The organism is Kaistella sp. CFF1-2 (assembly GCF_059509915.1).
On record NZ_JCAKLF010000002.1, the window covers coordinates 531,221 to 552,513 of the forward strand.

Genomic DNA, 21,293 nt, shown 5'->3' on the forward strand with positions numbered 1-21,293 from the left:
AAAATTCAACATCAATTGATGTTGAATTTTTAATTTTGTGAAAATCAAGTTATGGAAAGACGCGATATAGAAGTCACGGTTATTTCGGATGTACATTTGGGAACCTACGGTTGTCACGCATCAGAACTGATTGCTTTTTTGAAATCCATCAACCCAAAAATCCTCATTTTAAATGGTGATATTATCGATGGATGGGCGTTTTCCAAGAAGTATTTTCCAGATTCCCACATGGCGGTTCTTAGTGAGTTTTTCAAACTCATGAAAAACGGAACGAAAATCATCTACATCACGGGAAATCACGACGAATTCCTACGGAAATATACGGATGTTGAGATGGGAAATCTTTTCCTTACGGATAAATATCTACTTCAAATCGATGGAAAAAAGCATTGGATTTTTCATGGCGACATTTTCGATCATACAACCAAAGGTGGTGCAAAATTTATTGCAAAAATTGGCGGAATCGGTTATGATTGGTTGATTTTGCTTAATAGAGGAATCAATTGGCTACTAACACTGATGGGAAGAAACAAAGTTTCGCTTTCCAAAAAAATTAAAAACTCGGTTAAAAAGGCAGTGAAATTTATTGCTGACTTTGAAGAAAAAGCAATTACTCTTGCCATCGATAATCACTATGACTATGTTATTTGTGGACACATTCATCAACCATCGGATCGAATCGTAACCAATGAAAAAGGCTCGGTTCATTATCTGAACTCTGGTGATTGGATTGAAAATCTTTCGTGGCTAGAATATTCGGATGGAACTTGGTCTCTCAACTACTATGATGAAACCAAATATCCGAAAAGCGAAATCGAAGCAAACGACATTTCAGTTAATATGGAGGAACTCATCCATCCGAAAGCGTTTGCTAGTTTCATTGGAGGGAAGGCTTAGTCGGCTTCCCGATTCAAAAATGCATCCCAACCTTGCGATGTAATTTTTGAAAGTTCGTTACTTCCTCGTAACACCATAAAATTTCCTTGATCCGCTTCTACCGCATGCCCAATGATGGTGAAATCCGGATGATTTTTTATTTTGTCATAATCTTCGGATGCAATCGTAAACAACAATTCGTAATCTTCCCCGCCAGACAATGCCGCCATCGTTGGATTTAAATTAAATTCATCCGCCGTAAGTATTGTTAATTCATCCATTGGGATTTTCTCCTCATACACTCGGAATCCCACTTTACTCTGATCCGAAAGATGCAAAACTTCCGACGCCAAACCATCAGAAACATCAATCATAGAAGTTGGTGTAATGCCCAATTCATCTAGTGTATTTTGAACATCTGTCCTTGCTTCAGGCTTCAATTGTTTTTCTAAAATATAATCGTAGCCTTCCATTTCGGGCTGCATGTTCGGATTGGCTAAGAAAACCGCATGTTCACGTTCTAGAATTTGCAATCCCATATAAGCACTACCTAAATCGCCCGTTACTACAAGGAGATCTCCAGGTTTCGCCGTACTTCTTTTAACGATTTTATCTTCATTTTGAATTCCAATTGCCGTAATACTCATCACCAGACCAGCATTAGAGCTTGTCGTATCACCTCCAACTAAATCAACATGATAACGTTGACAAGCCAAAGCGATTCCCGCATATATTTCTTCTAAAGCTTCCACAGGAAAACGATTAGAAACTGCTAGCGAAACCAAAATCTGAGTTGGCGTTGCATTCATCGCTGCAACATCAGAAAGATTCACTACAACAGATTTGTAGCCTAAATGTTTCAAAGGAACGTAGCCCAAATTGAAATGAACTCCTTCTGCTAAAACATCAGTTGTTACTACAACCTTTTTCCCTTTTGAGTCAATGATTGCAGCGTCATCTCCAATACCTAGTTCAGAAGAAGCAGCGCTTAAACTAAAATTTTCGGTTAAATGTTTTATTAAGCCAATTTCTCCAAGTTTAGAGATGGGTGTCAATTCCGGTCCTTTTTCTTCAAACATATCAATCTATTTTGGGTAAATGCTTTTATTTAAACAAGTCTGGGTTAATATCTGTCGGCCTAAAAGGCAGCGCTTTAATATCTTCACGTGTTAAAACCTTCGTGTTTTCCGTTTTATATGGAAGTAAACTTTCTAAAATATCGTCTGGTGGAGTCGTCATTTTACGAAGCATCATATCGATCCAAACTCCAGTAGCTTCAGCGGTCGCGCAATGCGTCCCATCAGGCAAATAAAATTTATGTACAAATCGATAAATACTAGCATCTTCCGCCATTCCATCAATTTCTAAACTTACATATACTTCCTGATCTGCATAGATTTCTCTAAAAAACGAATAGCGCTCGTGCATAATCACGGGACCAATTCCCCAACGATTAAGTTCCTTAACACCCATTTTATGTTTGGTCATAAATCCCATTCGCGCTTGTGCACAGTACTGCACATACGAAGAGTTTGCTAAGTGTCTGTTTGCGTCGATATCGCCCCAACGCACTTCAAAATGATGAAAATATATTGCCATGAATTTTATTTTAATTCGAAGTTGCAAAATTACGGAATATTGGTGGGGTAGAAAAGTTGTACCTTTAAACCCTCAAAATTAATTGGACTTTTATGAGTAAAAAAAGGGTAACGATTATTGGCGGTGGAGCATCTGGATTTTTCTGTGCAGCAAACCTAAACCCAGACCAATACGATGTTTGTATATTAGAACAGAACTCGGAGGTTTTACAAAAAGTGAAAATTTCGGGTGGTGGAAGATGCAATGTTACCCATGCTTGTTTTGATCCCAGAGAGCTTGTTCAGTTTTATCCCAGAGGAAATAAAGAGCTTTTAAGTGTCTTTACTAAATTTCAGCCTGGAGATACTATGGCTTGGTTTTCGGATCGTGGAGTCGAATTAAAAATTGAAAATGACAATCGCGTTTTCCCAGTTACAGATTCATCACAAACTATTATTAATACACTTGTTAAAGGTGCAACAGACAACAAGGCTTCTATTAAAACTAAAACTTCCGTTAAAGACATTCTGCAGACTGAAAATGGCTATGAAATCCACACCAATCAAGGTGTTATAGTAACAGACATTTTAGTTTATACTACGGGAAGTTCACCGAAATCACTTCAACTTATTGAAAAACTAGGTCACAAAATTGTAAGCCCCGTTCCGTCTTTGTTTACATTTAATATTAAAGATGAACTGCTGAAAGACCTGCCTGGAACAAGCTTCGTGAATGCGACCGTTTCCATTCCTGAATTAAAATCCGAAGAAAGTGGACCGCTTTTAATCACGCATTGGGGTTTATCTGGTCCTGCGATTTTGAAAATTTCCGCTTGGGAAGCCCGAACTTTAGCCGACAAAAAATACAATTTTTCAATCCTTGTTAATTTTATTGATTTAGATAAGGAAGATGCCAAATCGAAAATCACCGATTTCAAAGAGCAAAACCCAAAGAAAACCCTTGGGCAAAGCAAAATATTCGATATTACAAATCGCTTTTGGAACCGAATTCTAGAAGTTTCTAAAATCAATCCCGAAATGCAAATTTCACAATTAAGCTCCAAAAGCCTAACGCTATTGGTGGAAAACTTATGTGAAAAGAAACTTCAAGTCAGTGGAAAGTCAACATTCAAAGATGAATTTGTCACAGCTGGTGGCGTTGATTTAAAGGAAATTGATTTCAAAACCATGCGTTCTAAAATCCTTCCCAATGTGTATATCGCTGGAGAAGTTTTGAATATTGATGCGGTTACTGGAGGTTTTAATTTTCAAGCATGTTGGAGCGAAGCGTACCTAATCGCCCAAGACCTAAATTAACAATTGTTATTATTTTCATCTGTCGCTTCGGTTTTTAAATTCTTTTTGTACTTTTAAAAAAAAAGTACAATGAAGAAATTTTTTATCTCGGCTCTACTATTGGTAGGATTAACACAGGTTCAGGCTCAGTTTAAACTGGACAAGGCTATCGGAAGCGCTTCGAAAGGATTGAAAGCTTTAAGTTTTTCTAACGAAGACGCCAAAACATTATCGAAAGAAGCGGTGGACTATATGGACAAAAATAACAAAGTTGCTCCTGCCAAAAGTCCTTACACCGTGCGTCTTAACAAGCTTTTCGCAAAGCATAAAAATCAAGATGGTCTAAATTTAAATTACAAAGTTTATTTGGTTTCAGACATCAATGCATTTGCTTGCGCTGATGGAAGCGTGCGTGTTTTCTCATCGCTAATGGATATAATGACGGATGACGAATTACTTGCCATCATCGGACACGAAATTGGTCACGTAAAAAATGAAGACACAAAAGATGCAATGAAGTCGGCGTACATGAAAGCAGCGGCTTTGGATGCGGCTTCTTCCGCTTCGAATACAGTTAGTAAGTTGAATAGCAGTCAAATTGGTGAGTTTGCGAATGCTTTTTTAGACTCGTCACACTCAAGAAAACAAGAATCGGAAGCTGATACATATTCCTATGATTTTATGAAGCAAAATGGCTACAATGTAGTGGGCGCCTATACGGCTTTCAAGAAATTAGCCTTGCTTTCAAAAGAAAAACCAACGACTTTTCAAAAGATGATGAGCTCGCACCCAGATAGTGAAAAACGTGCAGAAGCTGTGAAGAAAAGAGCAACAAAAGATGGACTTTGGAAAGATCCAGGAACTGTTGAACTCCCTAAATCCAAATTAACTAAATAACTAGTAGAGAGTGATTTTCACTCTCTATTTTTTTATATTTGATTAATGCTTAAAAAAATTCACTTTAATCAAATTTGGAGGATACTCCTTTTCGGAGTTTTCGGCTATTTTTTTTGGTTGATGTTGAAACTTACGCTGAATTACATTCCAGCACAATCCGATGTTCAATTTCTGTCTATAAAACAAACAGAAGTCACGAAGCATCGAGAATATCTTCCCCTTTTTTACATCCACGTTTATACCAGTATTTTTGTTTTGCTAAGTGGATTTCTTGCGATTATCCGCAAGGATTTTGGAATTCGAAATCTTCATAAAAATTCTGGAAAAATTTATGTGTTGGGGATTCTAGCTTTTGCCGCTCCAACAGGTATTTATATGGGGTGGCACGCCAACGGAGGTTGGTCGTCTCAACTTTCCTTTATCATTCTAGGATTTTTGTGGATTTTCACAACGTGGAAGGCCTATACTTCAATCCGAAAAAGAAACTTTAAAGAACACAAACAATGGATGTGGCGCAGTTTTGCATTAACACTATCCGCGATTACATTGCGTTTTTGGAAGGTTGTTATCGTCTATTTATTTCACCCAAACCCGATGGATGTTTATCAAATAATCGCTTGGCTTGGCTGGATTCCTAATCTTTTACTTATTGAATTTCTAATTAAAAAAAATATCATCTAATGAATACAAAATTTATTATTCCTCTGGCGTCCCTTTTGTTTATCGGGGTTAGCTGTAAGAAAGAATCCACTTCGGTTTCTTCCAATCAAGATTCCGCAAAACTAAAAGCGGCTCAAGATTCTATTAAAAACATCGGCATTCACCCAGAATTGTATGGAATTTACTCCGGTAGTTTTTATGGTGATTATCAATATTTGGATAAAGAAACGAATGAGTATTACACCTATTCTGACGATAAAAAAATTTCTTTAAAAATCAACCGAATCACAAAAGATAGCGTTTACGGACACAGCATTGTGAATGGAAACCAACGCCCGTTTCAAGGAATTTTTAATAATGACACAAAAAGCTTTGTTTTGGACGAACCTGGTAATGATAAAACGGATGGACGTTTTCAAGTGAATTTGGTGGGAGATAGTTTAACCGGAAAATGGGCTGCATACAATGACAAGGACGTTAAAGCTCCGTCGAAAAAAGTAAAACTCATTAAAAAAGTTTTCGCCTACAATCCAAATTTTATGCTTTCAAAAGATACCGAACTGATTGATTGGGACAATCCTAAAATGTTCACTGAAAAATATACCGATGCAGACACCGGAAAGGAAGAAAAATATGAAGAAGAAAAATATAGAATTGGTTCTGATGTGGTGTTTAAACTTAATGCCTCAAAACAAAAACTGACGGAAGCGCAGCTTAAAAATCTAAAGAAATTGGATTTGGAAATCATTAAAAACTCGGTTTTTGCGAGACACGGATATTCATTCAAAAAAGAAACCTATCGCCGATTTTTCGAGCAAACCGACTGGTACGTTCCTGTGTATGCCAACGTTGACAATGATCTTAGTGCTATGGAAAAAGAAAACGTAACGCTGCTCAATCGTTTTATAAAATATGCGGAAGACAATTATGATTATTTTGGAAGATAACCACGTATAAGATTTTAGTATATTTGAAAAAAAATTAATGAAACCAAAACTCTTATTTATACTTCCGATCCTGCTTCTTTTGGCTTCTTGCCAAACGCGAGTAGCGACCACTGCGAGTCCGCTGCGAGATAATACGTTGGAATTGTATCAGAAATACACTATTCAAACTCAAGATGCCAAAATCCAGAAAATAACCGTTTTGCGCCAGGATGCGCAGAAAATTTATGGTAAAAATAAATCTGGAGAAGAAGTTGTCATCGACAAATCGGATGTTCGCGAAGTGAAGAAATTCAACCTTTTGAATTCCCTTTTAGTAGGAGCGGGAGCGATTGTAGCATTTATTTTAATTCCTGTGTAAAGCAGAAATTAGCATTTATAAAAAATCATGGATTGGACGAAGGTTCAGTCCATTTTTTGTGAAAAATCCATAGAAAAACACAACCTAGAAAATAACTGAAAATATCCCACCACGAAAAAGAACTTCCAACGACGATATGCGCGGCACTTCCCGGTTCTAGCTTCATCATTTCTGCGATTCCGATGTATTGCAAAACCTCAACTAAAATGGAAAAAAGAAAAATTCCGAATATTAAAAGCGGTTGATTTTTAAATTTAAAAAAGGAAATCAAGAAAAAATAAATTAAAACAACCACGATGACATCGCCACCAAAAGCCCGTAAAATAAAGAAATTTTTGAAAACAGTCGCAATAAGAACTTCCACCAAAAACAAAGCGAAGGCAACTAAAAAGTAGCGAAGGTTAAATCTAAAAATCATCTTACTTACCAATCATTTTTTTAATCGCGTTGAGTTTCATTAGCGCTTCAATCGGCGTTAATGTATCAATGTCAATTTTGGTTAATTCCTCTCGGATATTCTCCAAAACAGGATCGTCCAATTGAAAAAACGAAAGTTGCAAATTCTCTTCTGTTACTCGTTTCACCTTATCTTTTCCGCCGTCTTGCGTTCGCGTTGCTTCCAACGTTTTCAAGATTTCGTTCGCACGATTTACCACTTTAGAAGGCATTCCTGCCAATTTTGCTACGTGAATACCAAAGCTGTGCTCACTTCCACCCGGAACTAATTTTCGCAAAAAGATTATATTTCCTTTATTTTCTTGAATCGAAACGTGGAAATTTTTGACGCGTTCAAACGTAACTGTCATTTCATTCAGCTCGTGATAATGCGTCGCAAAAAGCGTTTTTGCTTGCGTTGGATGCTGATGCAAATATTCCGCAATCGCCCAAGCAATTGAAACGCCGTCATAGGTTGATGTTCCACGACCAATTTCGTCTAAAAGAATTAAACTTCGTTCCGAAATATTATTCAAAATATTCGCAGCTTCGTTCATTTCCACCATAAAAGTCGATTCGCCCGCCGAAATATTATCGGTTGCACCAACTCGAGTGAAAATCTTATCTAAAACACCAATTTCTGCATGTTTTGCAGGAACAAAACTCCCGATTTGAGCCAATAAACAAATAATCGCAGTCTGTCTCAAAATAGCCGACTTACCCGCCATGTTAGGGCCCGTAACCATAATGATTTGTTGCGAGTCTTTATCCAAATAAATATCATTCGGAATATATTTTTCTCCCAAAGGAAGAGCGTTTTCAATAATCGGATGTCGAGCTTCTTTCAAATCAATCGCAAACGTTTCGTTCAAAATAGGTTTCGTATAACTTTCGGAAACTGCCAATTCTGAAAAACCAACAGCAACGTCTAGTTGCGCAATGATTTTCGAATTATCTTGAATTAAATCAATGAAATTCATCGCTTGCGCACACGCATTTCGATACAATTGCGATTCTAAAACCGAAATTTTTTCTTCGGCTCCTAAAATCTGACTTTCATATTCCTTCAACTCTTCCGTGATATAGCGCTCGGCATTTACCAACGTCTGTTTACGAATCCAATCATCAGGAACTTTGTCTTTATGCGTGTTTCGGACTTCAATATAATATCCAAAAACATTGTTGAAGCTTATTTTTAAACTAGAAATCCCAGTACGCTCGATTTCACGTTGACACATTTCATCCAAATAATCTTTGCCCTTCGTTTGTAAATTTCGTAAACGATCGAGCTCTACATCAACGCTTTCTCGAATAACATTTCCTTTAGCCAAGCTTACAGGAAGTTCATCATTAAGTTGACCTTGCAAGAATTCAATCAGTTCAGAAAGATCGTGCAAAGGGTTTATCCAAGCCAAAACATCTGTTTTAGGATGAAGTTTATCTTTAATTTCACGAATATTCACCAAGCTTTGACGAAGATAACCGAGTTCTTTCGGTGAAATCTTTTCGGCTGCTAATTTTCCCATCAAGCGATCAAGATCGGAGATGGATTTCAACAGGCCTTGAATGTCAAATTTTAAATCATCTTCATTATTAAAAAACTCGACTAAAGCAAGTCGTCTTTCGATTTCCGCAACCGATTTTAAAGGAAGTATCGTTCTTCTTCGCAACAATCTTCCACCCATTGGCGTGGTGGTTTTGTCGATAATACCCAACAATGATTTTCCATCTTTTGCCGATGGATACACGATTTCCAAATTTCGCAATGTGAAATGATCCATCATCAGGAAATCCTCCTGCGGTATTCGTTGAATTTTCGTGATGTGAGCAAGTAAATTATGATGTGTATCTTCAATTAAATAAGCGAAAATGGCTCCAGCAGCGGTAATCGCCAACTTCATGTCTTGAATTCCAAAACCTTTTAAGGAATTCGTCTTGAAATGCGAAGTCAATTTTTCTTCTGCAAAACTGAACTGAAAAGCCCAATCTTCCAATTTAAAAATACTTCTCTTCTTCAGATTTTCAGGAAGCATCGCGGTTCGTTGAAAAATAATTTCGCTCGGGTCAAACGTGTTCACCAAATGAGTTAATTGCTCAACACTTCCTTCGCTCACCAAAAACTCACCTGTGGAAATGTCCAAAAGTGCCATTCCGTACTTTTCCTTTTCCTTATGAATCGATAGGAGAAAATTATTCTTTTTCGAATTAAGAACCTGATCGTTGAACGTTACGCCAGGCGTTACCAACTCTGTAACACCCCGTTTTACGATTCCTTTCACCATTTTAGGATCTTCCAATTGGTCACAAATAGCCACTCGTAAACCCGCACGAACCAGCTTTGGCAAATACGAATCCAAAGAATGATGCGGAAAACCAGCTAATTCCGTATGCTCTTCTGCAGAACCTCTTTTGGTAAGGACAATTCCTAAAATTTGAGAAGCTCGGATGGCATCGCTACCAAAGGTTTCGTAGAAATCTCCTACGCGAAAAAGCAGCAAAGCATCTGGATATTTTGCTTTGATGCTGTTGTACTGCTTCATTAACGGAGTCTCTTTCTTTGCCATCATCTAATTATAAGGAGCCCAAAAATACAAAATGAAAACCTTTTACCAATAGAAATCACAAAATTGAAGGTCAAAAAAGCCGCTTTAAGAAAATCTAAATCCGTAGTTTTGCAAGAGAATCTTCGTGTTTCTATCGAAACGATTCGTTTAACCAAAACGCTTTTCAATTGACACAAAAACTTAAACTTGAGGAACTCGGCCGAGTAGATGTAGAAACCTTCAAAACGTTGGAAAAAATTCCAGTTGTCGTCGTTTTAGATAATATCCGAAGCATGCATAATGTTGGTGCGGTTTTCAGAACGGCGGATGCTTTTTTAATTGAACGCATTATCCTTTGCGGGATTACGCCTCAGCCTCCTCACCGTGAAATTCATAAAGCGGCACTTGGCGCAACTGAAAGTGTAACGTGGAACTATTACGAATCGGTTAAAGAAGCTGTTTTAGATTTAAAAACGCAGAAATACGAGGTTTTAGGAATTGAACAAACCAATGATTCTATTTTGATTGGCGATTTTAACGTAGATCCAACAAAAAAATATGCGCTTGTTTTAGGAAATGAAGTGGAAGGTGTTTCGGATGAAATCCTAAAAGATTGCGATGCGTTTATAGAACTCCCTCAACATGGAACAAAACATTCGTTGAATGTTTCCGTGTGTGGCGGGATTGTCATGTGGGATTTTTATACGAAATTGTATCAAAAATAAAAAAACTGCAAAACCGAATGGCCTTTGCAGTTTGAAATAAATCTAATAAAAAGTAAAAATGAAAGGCTACAAATGTAAGTTTATTTTTCGCTTGTTTCCAAATTTAATATTATTTTTTACATATTAATTTTTGAAGGTACGCTTTTTTCAATATTTTTTTAAATTAGCCTAATGTTTATAAAAGACTATATATCCAAAGATTATCCCGCTTTCAACAGTAATGATTCTATCGAAGAGGCTTCGGAAGTGGCTAAAGAATTTGGATATTCTCATATTTTTATCAAGAAAAAAGGCATTTATGTTGGTGCTTTGAGCCAATCTTTTTTGGAGGATAGTCCCGAAGGAAATTTAGATTCTTTAGAATTGCATTATGAAAAATTTGCTATTCTGGAAGATGGAAGCATTTTGGATAGTGTTAAGCTTTTCTATATTTTCAATTCCAATGTGGTTCCGGTGATTAGTATGCAGGAGAAATACATTGGTTATCTAACAAGTGACGATGTATTTAATGAGTTTTCCAAATATCCTTTATTCTCGGAAAACGGCGCAGTATTAACTATTCAAACGCAAAATCAACATTATTCTTTTTCAGAAATCAGCCAAATTGTAGAGTCTAATAACGCAAGAATTTATGGTTGTTATATATCTGCAATTAATGATGATACGATAGAAATTACACTAAAAATTAATAATCAAAATCTAAGTTCGATAGACGAAACCTTCGAGCGTTACGGATATACGGTTATTCATAAGTTTTATGATGACGAAAAAGAAGAATTGTTGAAAGACAGATTCGGGTTTTTTCAGAAATATTTGGAGATTTAAAGATGGTTGCAGCAGTATATACGCAGAAAAATGACTTGGATACGTTTTTGTATCTCAGCAAATTTATTTCGGAGCTAGATAAACGAAATGTAAAATCGGTTATTTATTCGGGAACTGCAGAAGCCATGCAGTTTTCAAAGAAATTCGAAACATTTACAAAGAAAGAAGACCTTTTAGAAAAAGAAGTTTCTATATTTTTCACGTTTGGTGGAGATGGAACGATTGTGAATTCGCTTCTATTTATTGAAGACACAGAAATCCCGGTTGTTGGTGTTAATACGGGCCGACTCGGATTTTTGGCAAGTTTCACGAAAGAAGAAATCTTTAAGCAACTTGACGATGTTCTTACAGGAAATGTGAAAATCAGCAAGAGATCAGTCATCGAAGTGGTTTCACCGAAAGGTGATTTTTATCCTTTTGCCTTAAATGACGTCACTATTTCTCGCAAGGAAACAACGTCCATGATTACCGTTGATTCCTTTTTGAACAATGAATTTCTTAATGTTTTTTGGGGTGATGGTGTAATTCTTTCGACTCCCACAGGGTCTACAGCGTATTCTTTAAGTTGTGGTGGACCAATTATTTCACCAGACAATGAAAATTTCGCGATCACTCCGATTGCGCCACATAATTTAAATGTTCGTCCAATCGTGGTCAATGATAATGTAGAAATCACCTTAAAAGTAGAAAGTCGAGTTCCACAATACTCATTGTCATTAGATTCGAGGTTGGTTCACATGGACACGGATATTGAAATCACCCTTCGAAAAGCCGATTTTTTAGTTCACTTAATTCAACCAAAAAACTTAAGCTTTTACGAAACAATCCGCCAAAAACTCCTTTGGGGACAGGATAAGAGAAACTAAAAATATTCACCTAAAATTTAGTAACTTTACATCACGTCTTTTACAGACGTTTGGTTTGAATTTACTCTAATAAAAAATATAAAAAACAGATCGCTATGAGCAGAATTTTTCCGGCAGGTGTTGCCACAGGTAACTTGGTTACAGACATTTTTCAATATGCAAAAGAGAACAAGTTTGCACTTCCGGCAGTTAATGTTATTGGATCTAGCAACATCAATGCAACGATGGAAACGGCGGCAAAACTTAATGCGCCTGTAATTATTCAGTTTTCTAATGGTGGGGCGGCGTTCAACGCAGGAAAAGGATTGAGCAATGATGGTCAAAAATCAGCAATTTTAGGTGCTATCGCAGGTGCAAAACACATCCATACGTTAGCAGAAGCTTATGGAGCAACGGTAATTCTTCACACGGACCACTGTGCTAAAAAATTACTTCCATGGATTGACGGTTTGATGGATGCAAACGAAGCACATTTCAAATCTCATGGAAAATCACTTTACTCATCTCATATGTTGGATCTTTCTGAAGAGCCACTAGAAGAGAACTTGGATATTTCTTGCAAATATTTCGAGAGAATGGCAAAAATGGATATGACTCTTGAAGTAGAAATTGGAGTTACAGGAGGTGAAGAAGATGGTGTTGATAACTCTAGCGTAGATAACTCATTGTTATACACGCAGCCAGAAGATGTTGCTTATACCTACGAAAGACTGAACGCGATTTCTCCAAACTTTACAATTGCTGCAGCATTCGGAAATGTTCACGGAGTTTACAAACCAGGAAACGTGGTGTTAACACCGAAAATTTTAGATAATTCTCAGAAGTTCCTTCAAGAGAAACACGGTTTAGGAGATAAGCCTCTAAACTTCGTATTCCACGGCGGTTCTGGATCGAGCTTAGAAGAAATTCGTGAAGCCATTGGTTACGGTGTGATCAAAATGAATATTGATACGGATCTTCAGTTCGCTTATACAGAAGGTATCCGCGATTATATGATTTCGAATATCGATTATCTTAAAACGCAAATCGGAAACCCAGAAGGTGAAGAAAAGCCGAATAAGAAATTCTACGACCCAAGAGTTTGGGTAAGAAAAGGTGAAGATACTTTCATCACGAGATTAACTCAAGCATTTGAGGATCTTAATAATGTAGGGACTTTGAAATAAGAGTCGTACATTAGCACCCCGAAAATTTAATAAGAAATCAAACTATGGCATTCGACTGGTTTAAAAGAAAAGCAAAAAATATAACCACTACTACAGAGGAGAAAAAAGACGTTCCTAAAGGGCTTTGGCACCAAACTCCTACAGGGAAAATCATCGAATACGATGAGCTAAAAGCGAACAGCTACGTTTCTCCAGAAGACGGTTTCCATGTACGAATCGGAAGTAGAGAGTTTTTCGGAATCCTTTTCGATGACGAAAAATATAAAGAGTTAGACGAAAAAGTGGAAAGTGTTGATATCTTGAATTTCAAAGATACCAAAGCCTATACCGATCGTTTGAAAGACGTAAAAGCCAAAACCAAACTAAACGATTCGATTAGCAATGCAGTTGGAAAAGTTGGTGGAACGGAAATGGTGATTTCGTGTATGGATTTTGCCTTTATCGGTGGATCATTAGGTTCGGTGATGGGTGAAAAAATCAGCCGAGCGATTGATTATGCGATCAAGCATAAACTTCCTTATATGATTATTTGTCAATCTGGTGGTGCGAGAATGCAAGAAGCTGCTTTTTCATTAATGCAATTAGCTAAAGTTCAAGCCAAATTAGCTCAGCTTTCAGACGCTGGACTTCCGTACATCGCGTATTTGTGTGATCCAACTTTTGGTGGGATTACGGCATCTTTTGCAATGACTGCGGACATTATTATGGCTGAACCAGGCGCTTTAATTGGTTTTGCAGGACCTCGTGTTATCCGTGAAACGATTGGAAAAGACCTTCCTGAAGGTTTCCAAACCTCTGAATTTTTACAAGAAAAAGGCTTTGTTGATTTCATCGTAAAAAGAACAGAAGCGAAAGAAACCGTCTCAAAAACAGTAAAATTGCTTTACACAAAAGCTTAATTTCAAACTCAATAGATAAATCTCACCTTCTTCAAGGTGAGATTTCTTTATTATGGCAAGAACAATTAAAATACTATTCAATTCGCTACGCTCGTTGAGCGTTAAGAAACTGTGGCGATTGACCAAATTGGTCGCTAGGCATCCTTGGTTTGCCATTCTCAGTTTTCATGCGACTGCGAAATCATTCAATCTTGCCCGAAAACATTATCCCAATACCCATTCTACAAGCGGTAAAGGGAATGCATTTCGTCACGCATTATGGTGTTGCCTTATTCTGATGTACTGTTGCAAAATTTCTTCTCCCAAAAAAGCGCTGAAATGGACCAAATCCATGACCGATATGCACGAAGAACTTTTTCCGAACGAGCCATTAGAAACCAAAATGGATTTGCACAACAACCAAATTGGGATGGATTTGTTTATGGAAATGCTTCCCGGAATTCATCGTCAGTTTTTCGAATCCAGTTTCTTTGTTGAAAAATTAAAAGTCATGACTAAAAATGCCGAAATTTTGAACGATGTTGATCAAAATCTTGGGCAAGCTTTAGTATATTTATCCAAGTAAACTCGCTCATTTTATCTACTATGATCAAATCCATTATCACGTCCCTTTTAGTAATGGGCGTTACCTCATCTATTGTCGCCCAACAATTGAAAACTCCTTACGAAAAAGGAAACGGCAATCAAACAACAACGTATGCAGAAATGCTTCAATTTTTTGATGCTTTAGATAAAAAACACGAGTCCATTAAAGTTGAAACCATGGGTGAAGATGATAATGGCGAACCACTTAAATTCGTTTTGTTTAGTGCCGATGGAACGTTTGATCTCAAAAGAAAAGACAAAAGTGTTTTGTTGATTAATAATGGAATTCATCCGGGAGAACCCGACGGAATTGATGCTTCTATGATGATGCTTCGCGATTTTGCCGAAGGTAGAAAAACGGCTCCAAAGAATATTATCATTGCAAGTATTCAGGCTTACAACATTAGTGGAATGCTAAATCGAACGGCTCATTCTCGCGCGAATCAAAACGGTCCAGAGGAATATGGTTTTCGAGGAAACGCTCGAAACTTTGATTTGAATCGGGATTTCATTAAAGCGGATTCTAAAAACGCAGCTTCCTTTCAAAAGATTTTACATTATACAAATCCAATTTACTTTATTGACAATCACGTCAGTAACGGAGCAGATTATCAATATGCATTCACTTATATTTCGACCAACAGAAATCGTTTAGGGGAAAAACTCGGCTCCTTTCTTCATGACGAAATGCAACCTGCAATCTTGAAAAAATTGGAAGAAAAGAAAATTCTGCACGTTCCGTATGTCAACATTCACGGAGATGTTCCCGATGTTGGTTTTCCAGCTTTTATGGACAGTCCAAGATACGCAACTGGCTATACAACGTTGTTCAATATTCCCGGAGTTGTTGTGGAAACGCACATGCTGAAACCATATGCAACCAGAGTTGCGGTGACGGAAGAGTACATGCTTTCTACGATTCAGTATTTAGAAAAGAATAGAGAAAAAGTTCGTTCAAAACAAGCGGAAAACTTCAAAACAGTATTAGAAAAACCAACCTATCCTATTCAATGGAAATTAGATTCAACCCGATACACCCAATTTGATTTTAAAGGTTTTGAAGCGGGTTACAAACCAAGTGAAATAAGCGGAGCCCCACGATTATTTTATGATAGAAATAAACCTTTTTCTAAAAAAGTCAAATTTTTCGATCAATATCAAGCGGTAAAGTCGGTTTCTATTCCGAAGTTTTATGTGATTCCGCAATCCGAATGGAAAGTTCTTGAACATTTAAAACGAAACGCCATTGAAATGAAGCAAATCAAAACAGATTCTGCCTTGGCTGCGCAAGTGTATTATTTTGATGATTTCCAAACCGTAAAATCTCCATACGAAGGGCATTATCTTCATTTTGACACCAAAGTGAAATCTAATTCTGAGCAAGTGAAACTACGAAAAGGCGATTATCTGGTTTCCACAAACCAAAATGGAATTCAATATCTTTTAGAAACCTTAGAGCCGGAAGCGGTAGATTCCTTTTTCAACTGGAATTTCTTTGATGCCATTTTAGGTCAAAAAGAATACTATTCTGCGTATGTTTTTGAAGACACAGCTGCAGAACTTTTCAAAACAAATCCAAAACTAAAAACTCAATTTGAGCAGAAAAAAGCGAGTGATCCTGCATTTGCAAAAGATCCAAAAGCACAACTCGATTGGGTGTATAAAAACTCCGATTATTTTGAAAAAACATTCCGTCGATATCCTATTTATAGAGTTTTATAATAACAGTTCGGGTTGACAACGAAGTTGTCAACCCGAACCTTTGAAAGATAAAATGATAAAAATATTATACGCTTTCTAGCAATTCATTTTTCTTAATCAGTTCTTGCTGCACATTCGCGGGAACCAATTGATATTCGGAAAACTTCATGCTGAATTTCGCCCTTCCACCAGTTATTGACCGTAATGTTGATCCATAATCATGCATTTCGGCTAAAGGAATTTCGGCAATAATTTTTTGATAATGTCCTTCGGTATCCATTCCTGAAATAATCGCTCTTCGCGTTTGCAAATCGCCCATCACATCGCCCGTATTTTCATCCGGACATAGAATTTCTACATGGTACATCGGCTCTAAAAGTTGCGGTTTTGCCTTGAAAAAAGCATCTTTAAATGCTCCCGAAGCTGCTAATTGAAACGAAATATCATTGGAATCCACACTATGCATTTTTCCATCATAAACAGAAACGCGAATATTTTGACAACGCGAACCGGTCAACGGACCTTCACTCATTTGCTGCATAATTCCTTTTTTGATCGCGCCAATATAGCGGGAATCAATGGCTCCACCCACGATACACCAGTAAAAGGCGAGTATTCCACCCCAAGGCAAATCTTCCACTTCTTTTTGACGAATACTCACTCCTTCGGGTTCTGCCATTCCTTCAAAATAGTTTTCTACTCGAAGATGAATTTCACCAAATTGCCCCGCTCCACCCGACTGTTTTTTATGACGATAATCCGCATCCGCTTTTCCAGTAATCGTTTCACGATAGGAAATCTTTGGATTTGCATACGTCATTTTGATTCCAAAATCCTTTTCTAAACGTTGCTGAACCAGATCTAAATGAAGTTGTCCCTGACCATGAAGAATGGTTTGCTTTAATTCAGGAGATTGCTCCACGCGTAATGTTGGATCTTCAGTTTCTAATTTATGAAGCGCAACAATCAGCTTTTCCATTTCGCTTGAAGACTCCGTAGAAATTGCTTTTCGAATTCGACTTTCGGGGAAAATCATCGGCCTAATCTTACGATTCAACCCTTTTGCATTCAGTGTTGTATTGGTTTTAGCCGATTTTAATTTAACAGTAACGCCTAAATCTCCCGCTTCCAATTGCGGAACAGAAATTCGTTCTTTACCTTCGGAAACAAATAATTGCGTAATTCGTTCTACCTCATCATTTTCTGCATTAACCAATTCATCGCCTGGTTTTAACGTTCCACTGATGACTTTAAAATACGAAACCAAGCCAACCTGCGGTTCCGAAGCCGTTTTATAAATAAAGATCGTTGTTTTGTCATTTGGGTCGTAGGCCACCTCTTCGCCCGTTTCCAAAACACGTTTTGGCCGTTCCAAAGGCGATGGCGCAATATCATCAATAAAGCCCATGATTCGTCCACTTCCCATGTCTTTCAATCCCGAAGCCACAAATAGTGGAAAGAACTGCTGTTTTGCTAAAGCTAAAGTCAATCCTTTGGCTAATTCTTCTTCCGAAAGTGTTCCCGCTTCAAAATATTTTTCCATTAAACCGTCTTCGTTTTCAGCAGCAATTTCGACTAAGGCGTTGTGCGTTTCTTTAGCTTTAGCCAATTCCGATTCTGGAATCTCTTTTTTCTCAGGTTTTCCTCCTTCAGATGAAAACTCATACATTACCATGCGAAGCGCATCAATAATTTTATTAAAATTTGCTCCAGAATTCATCGGATATTGAACTGGAATAAGTTTCGGTCCGAAACGCTCTTTAGCTTGTTCCAACGTTTTATCGTAATCCGCTTTGGGATGATCCATTTGGTTGATGACAAACATTGAAGGCGTCTCGTAACGTTCAATGTATTCCCAAACCAATTCAGTTCCTACTTCTACACCGTTTGCGGCATTTAAAACCAATAAAGCGGTATCCGCAACTTTTAATGGAGCCACTACTTCACCAACAAAATCGTCGAAGCCCGGTGTATCCAAAATGTTGATTTTATTGTTTCTCCAATTCACAAACATTTGATGCGAGAAAATTGTTCCTTCACGTTCGTGTTCAATGTCGGTATCGTCCGAAACAGTATTGTGATTTTCTATCGTGCCGCGGCGTTTAATCGCTCCTCCTTCGTATAACATCGTCTCAATAAGCGTTGTTTTGCCGCTGTCCGTATGTCCAAGCAACACTACATTTCGTAAGTCTTTAGATTTAGCACTCATAATAAGATTATTTAAGATTAATAATTCGTTTTGTGCCAAAAAGGAAATGCCTAGCATTTGATTTTTAGGAACTTAAAGTTACAAAAGAAAAAGAGCCATTATTGTTTTTTTGTGCTGATTTTTATTATCTGCGAATTCAAAATCTTTGCGTAACTTAAAAAATCGTGTTCTAAACTTCAATTCTTTCCCGAATCTAAAAAGCAGCATCATTTTTTTCCCTACTTTTATCAAAATTTTTACAAATGGTGCTTAGCAGAATTTGGTCCGCGTTTATCATTATTGCGGTTCTCGTTGCCAGTATTAAATATATTTCTTCGGACAATTATCAAAGTATCTACAACGATATGGTTGTCGGGAAAACGGGTGATACGGTGCAAATTGCAAAAACGCAATTTCAAACGTTAAGTCCGGAAGCTCAAAAATCGCTCGCTCAATCTACCGATGGAGCGGTGGGAAGAATTCATTACAAAACCGATTCTTTAAAGCAAAATGTAGCTGTTTATCGCGTTCAAGAAGCCGATGGTGTTATCGGAACTTCCGAAACGGCTGTTAAAATATGTTTAGGTTTAATTGGAATTATGACCCTATTTATGGGCTTTATGAGTATTGCTGAAAAAGCGGGTGGAATTAATTTGCTTTCGCGATTTATTCAACCTTTCTTTTCTAAACTATTTCCTGAAATCCCCAAAAACCATCCGTCTTTTGGACATATGTTGATGAATTTCAGTGCCAATCTTTTAGGCTTGGACAATGCAGCAACGCCTTTTGGACTAAAAGCCATGGAAAGTTTGCAGTCTTTAAATCCGAATAAAGATACCGCCAGTAATGCGCAAATCATGTTTTTGTGCTTGCATGCGGGCGGGATGACTTTAATTCCGGTTTCCATTATTGCCATTCGAGCTAGTATGGGATCCCATACGCCAACAGATATCTTTCTTCCTTGTATGATTGCAACATTCGCAGCAACAATGGCGGCGATGATTATTGTATCAATTTATCAGAAAATCAATTTATTGCAGCCGATTGTTATTGCGTATGTTGGTGGAATTTCGGCTTTAATTGGTTTATTGGTCGTTTATTTGGTTCGACTAAGCAAAGACGAACTCGATACGTTTTCTAAAGTTTTAAGTAATGGTTTGATTTTATTTATTTTTCTCGCGATTGTTTTGGGTGGAATTTATAAGAAAATCAATGTTTTTGATGCATTTATTGATGGAGCCAAAGAAGGTTTTACAACCTGTGTGAAGATTATTCCGTACTTAGTAGGAATGCTTATCGCGATTTCGCTCTTGAGAACGTCAGGGGTTTTTGATGTCATTATCGACGGAATGAAATGGGTAGCTAATATTGCCAATCTCGACACGCGATTTGTCGATGGACTTCCAACAGCCTTAATTAAGCCGCTTTCAGGATCAGGCGCTAGAGGAATGATGGTAGACACGATGGCGACTTTTGGTGCGGATAGTTTCCAAGGAAAATTAGCTGCGGTACTGCAAGGAAGTTCGGATACGACGTTCTACGTGATTGCCGTTTATTTTGGCGCCGTTGCCGTTAAAAACACCCGATATACGGTTGTTGCGATGTTACTTGCCGATCTGGTTGGTGTTATTACCGCAATTGGTTTGGCTTATTTGTTTTTCGCTTAATTTTATAAAAATGATACACGATAAAGATTATATTATCCGCATGGTTAAAGAGTTCTCTAACTTCTTATCCAAATTGATTCTCGGTAAAAACGAAGGTGAATTAGAAGATTCGCAAATGGCATTCGAAACTCAAATGAGAGATATTTTCAAAATGAGTTTTGAAGAATTAGCTTCTAAATCAAATGAAGAAATTGAAGAAATGGTTTCTGAAAAAGACCTGCATCATCAAGCAGATTATTACGATTTACTTGGAAATCTATTTTATTTCGCATTCAAAAAAGATACTTCTAATCAAGATTTGGCTTTAAAAGCAAAAACTTTTTACGAATTATGGTTACAGAAAAGTTCGGTATTTTCCATTCCGGTTATGGGAAGGATTACAGAACTTTCCAACGCACTTAACTAAAAAAATCCTACCAAAATTGGTAGGATTTTTATTTAAACTATCGAATTTAAATTATTTAATTTCAATACAACCGACTCTTCCGCCAGCATTTCCTGTTGGTTGCGTTTTAAAATCATCTTTTGCTGCGTGTATGACGATTGATTTACCAATAATATTTTTAGTCTCGTCTTTACATCCAAGACACCACTTATCCGTCTTGAAAACCAATTGTCCCGTTCCTTGCGCATTTGCTTTAATGTTTCCGATGTCTCCCATGTGAAACTCTCCTTCACCCCATTTCCCATGGTCGTGGCTCGTCGGATTCCAATGTCCACCGGCAGAACTCGCGTCTGTTGCCGAGCAATCTCCTTTCTCATGAATATGAATCGCATGCTCTCCTGGTGAAAGCTTATACGCGTTGATTTCCATGGTTACCTCTTTTCCTTTTTGGGTAAATACGGCCGTTCCTTGCGTTTGCGTATAGCTTTTCGAATTAATTCGATACGTTTTGGTTGTGGTACAAGATGTTATAAGTGCCATCGCACCCAAAACAAGTAGTATTTTCTTCATAAGTTTATATTTTATGTATTTACTTTCAAATTTAACCAATTGTAGGGACTTTTTCCTTTCCTTTTTTTACATAATTACGATTGAGAACTAAAAAATTACCATTCAGTAAAATTAATTCGCATGAAAT

General features: G+C 37.3%; 21 protein-coding genes. 15 read left to right on the top strand and 6 right to left on the bottom strand.

Annotated elements, in window-relative coordinates:
- Window positions 1–51: 51 nt before the first annotated feature.
- Window positions 52–897, top strand: coding sequence for a UDP-2,3-diacylglucosamine diphosphatase (locus tag AC5XHR_RS07580; RefSeq protein WP_495950169.1), 846 nt, complete (start codon window positions 52–54; stop codon window positions 895–897).
- Here the strand turns inward: AC5XHR_RS07580 and thiL are convergent.
- Both thiL and AC5XHR_RS07590 read right to left on the bottom strand, forming a co-directional pair.
- A complete protein-coding gene (gene thiL / locus AC5XHR_RS07585; RefSeq protein ID WP_495950170.1) occupies window positions 894–1,955 on the bottom strand; it encodes a thiamine-phosphate kinase in 1,062 nt (353 codons plus the stop codon). The genes AC5XHR_RS07580 and thiL overlap by 4 nt on opposite strands.
- Before the next feature lie 25 nt (window positions 1,956–1,980).
- On the bottom strand, window positions 1,981–2,475 hold the full coding sequence (locus tag AC5XHR_RS07590; protein WP_495950171.1) for an acyl-CoA thioesterase: 495 nt from the start codon (window positions 2,473–2,475) through the stop codon (window positions 1,981–1,983).
- 92 nt (window positions 2,476–2,567) lie between these two features.
- Between AC5XHR_RS07590 and AC5XHR_RS07595 the strand changes: the two genes are divergently transcribed.
- The 5 genes from AC5XHR_RS07595 (at window position 2,568) to AC5XHR_RS07615 (ending at window position 6,611) form a co-directional block, all read left to right on the top strand.
- The gene (locus AC5XHR_RS07595; RefSeq protein ID WP_495950172.1) at window positions 2,568–3,770 is read left to right on the top strand and encodes a BaiN/RdsA family NAD(P)/FAD-dependent oxidoreductase; all 1,203 of its coding nucleotides are present in this window, start codon (window positions 2,568–2,570) and stop codon (window positions 3,768–3,770) included.
- Between the two features lie 69 nt (window positions 3,771–3,839).
- Window positions 3,840–4,646, top strand: coding sequence for a M48 family metallopeptidase (locus AC5XHR_RS07600; RefSeq protein ID WP_495950173.1), 807 nt, complete (start codon window positions 3,840–3,842; stop codon window positions 4,644–4,646).
- 120 nt (window positions 4,647–4,766) lie between these two features.
- On the top strand, window positions 4,767–5,327 hold the full coding sequence (locus AC5XHR_RS07605; RefSeq protein ID WP_495950174.1) for a DUF2306 domain-containing protein: 561 nt from the start codon (window positions 4,767–4,769) through the stop codon (window positions 5,325–5,327).
- Window positions 5,327–6,253, top strand: a complete 927-nt coding sequence (locus AC5XHR_RS07610) for a YARHG domain-containing protein (RefSeq protein ID WP_495950175.1) — start codon at window positions 5,327–5,329, stop codon at window positions 6,251–6,253. The genes AC5XHR_RS07605 and AC5XHR_RS07610 overlap by 1 nt, the downstream gene beginning before the upstream one ends.
- Window positions 6,254–6,290: 37 nt before the next feature.
- The gene (locus AC5XHR_RS07615) at window positions 6,291–6,611 is read left to right on the top strand and encodes a bacteriophage spanin2 family protein (protein ID WP_495950176.1); all 321 of its coding nucleotides are present in this window, start codon (window positions 6,291–6,293) and stop codon (window positions 6,609–6,611) included.
- A gap of 25 nt (window positions 6,612–6,636) precedes the next feature.
- On the opposite strand, the gene AC5XHR_RS07620 is transcribed toward AC5XHR_RS07615, so the two are convergent.
- The gene (locus AC5XHR_RS07620; RefSeq protein ID WP_495950177.1) at window positions 6,637–7,029 is read right to left on the bottom strand and encodes a ribosomal maturation YjgA family protein; all 393 of its coding nucleotides are present in this window, start codon (window positions 7,027–7,029) and stop codon (window positions 6,637–6,639) included.
- Window position 7,030: 1 nt separating this feature from the next.
- Complete coding sequence (mutS, locus tag AC5XHR_RS07625) at window positions 7,031–9,610, bottom strand: DNA mismatch repair protein MutS (RefSeq protein WP_495950178.1); 2,580 nt, start codon at window positions 9,608–9,610, stop codon at window positions 7,031–7,033.
- Between the two features lie 167 nt (window positions 9,611–9,777).
- Between mutS and AC5XHR_RS07630 the strand changes: the two genes are divergently transcribed.
- From AC5XHR_RS07630 to AC5XHR_RS07660, 7 genes are all read left to right on the top strand, one after another.
- Window positions 9,778–10,314, top strand: coding sequence for an RNA methyltransferase (locus AC5XHR_RS07630; protein ID WP_495950179.1), 537 nt, complete (start codon window positions 9,778–9,780; stop codon window positions 10,312–10,314).
- A 171-nt stretch (window positions 10,315–10,485) separates the two neighbouring features.
- A complete protein-coding gene (locus AC5XHR_RS07635) occupies window positions 10,486–11,139 on the top strand; it encodes a CBS domain-containing protein (protein ID WP_495950180.1) in 654 nt (217 codons plus the stop codon).
- A 2-nt stretch (window positions 11,140–11,141) separates the two neighbouring features.
- On the top strand, window positions 11,142–12,005 hold the full coding sequence (locus AC5XHR_RS07640; RefSeq protein ID WP_495950181.1) for an NAD kinase: 864 nt from the start codon (window positions 11,142–11,144) through the stop codon (window positions 12,003–12,005).
- Between the two features lie 95 nt (window positions 12,006–12,100).
- Window positions 12,101–13,171, top strand: coding sequence for a class II fructose-bisphosphate aldolase (gene fbaA / locus AC5XHR_RS07645; protein ID WP_495950182.1), 1,071 nt, complete (start codon window positions 12,101–12,103; stop codon window positions 13,169–13,171).
- 44 nt (window positions 13,172–13,215) lie between these two features.
- Window positions 13,216–14,070 (top strand): acetyl-CoA carboxylase, carboxyltransferase subunit beta, encoded by an 855-nt coding sequence (accD, locus tag AC5XHR_RS07650; RefSeq protein ID WP_495950183.1) that lies wholly within the window; start codon window positions 13,216–13,218, stop codon window positions 14,068–14,070.
- A 52-nt stretch (window positions 14,071–14,122) separates the two neighbouring features.
- Window positions 14,123–14,635 carry a DUF6973 domain-containing protein gene (locus AC5XHR_RS07655; protein WP_495950184.1) on the top strand — a complete coding sequence of 171 codons (513 nt, stop codon included), beginning with the start codon at window positions 14,123–14,125 and terminating at the stop codon, window positions 14,633–14,635.
- Window positions 14,636–14,655: 20 nt separating this feature from the next.
- Complete coding sequence (locus AC5XHR_RS07660) at window positions 14,656–16,377, top strand: M14 family metallopeptidase (RefSeq protein WP_495950185.1); 1,722 nt, start codon at window positions 14,656–14,658, stop codon at window positions 16,375–16,377.
- Window positions 16,378–16,441: 64 nt separating this feature from the next.
- Here the strand turns inward: AC5XHR_RS07660 and AC5XHR_RS07665 are convergent, their stop codons facing one another.
- Window positions 16,442–18,565, bottom strand: coding sequence for an elongation factor G (locus AC5XHR_RS07665; RefSeq protein WP_495950186.1), 2,124 nt, complete (start codon window positions 18,563–18,565; stop codon window positions 16,442–16,444).
- Between the two features lie 242 nt (window positions 18,566–18,807).
- Here AC5XHR_RS07665 and AC5XHR_RS07670 point away from each other — a divergent pair, with 242 nt between their 5' ends.
- Together AC5XHR_RS07670 and AC5XHR_RS07675 are read left to right on the top strand one after the other, a co-directional pair.
- Window positions 18,808–20,211 carry a nucleoside recognition domain-containing protein gene (locus tag AC5XHR_RS07670; RefSeq protein WP_495950187.1) on the top strand — a complete coding sequence of 468 codons (1,404 nt, stop codon included), beginning with the start codon at window positions 18,808–18,810 and terminating at the stop codon, window positions 20,209–20,211.
- 10 nt (window positions 20,212–20,221) lie between these two features.
- Window positions 20,222–20,617: a hypothetical protein gene (locus tag AC5XHR_RS07675; protein WP_495950188.1), complete on the top strand. Its 396-nt coding sequence runs from the start codon at window positions 20,222–20,224 to the stop codon at window positions 20,615–20,617.
- Window positions 20,618–20,668: 51 nt separating this feature from the next.
- Here AC5XHR_RS07675 and AC5XHR_RS07680 read toward each other — a convergent pair whose 3' ends face one another.
- Window positions 20,669–21,166 carry a superoxide dismutase family protein gene (locus AC5XHR_RS07680; RefSeq protein ID WP_495950189.1) on the bottom strand — a complete coding sequence of 166 codons (498 nt, stop codon included), beginning with the start codon at window positions 21,164–21,166 and terminating at the stop codon, window positions 20,669–20,671.
- Between the last annotated feature and the right edge of the window lie 127 nt (window positions 21,167–21,293).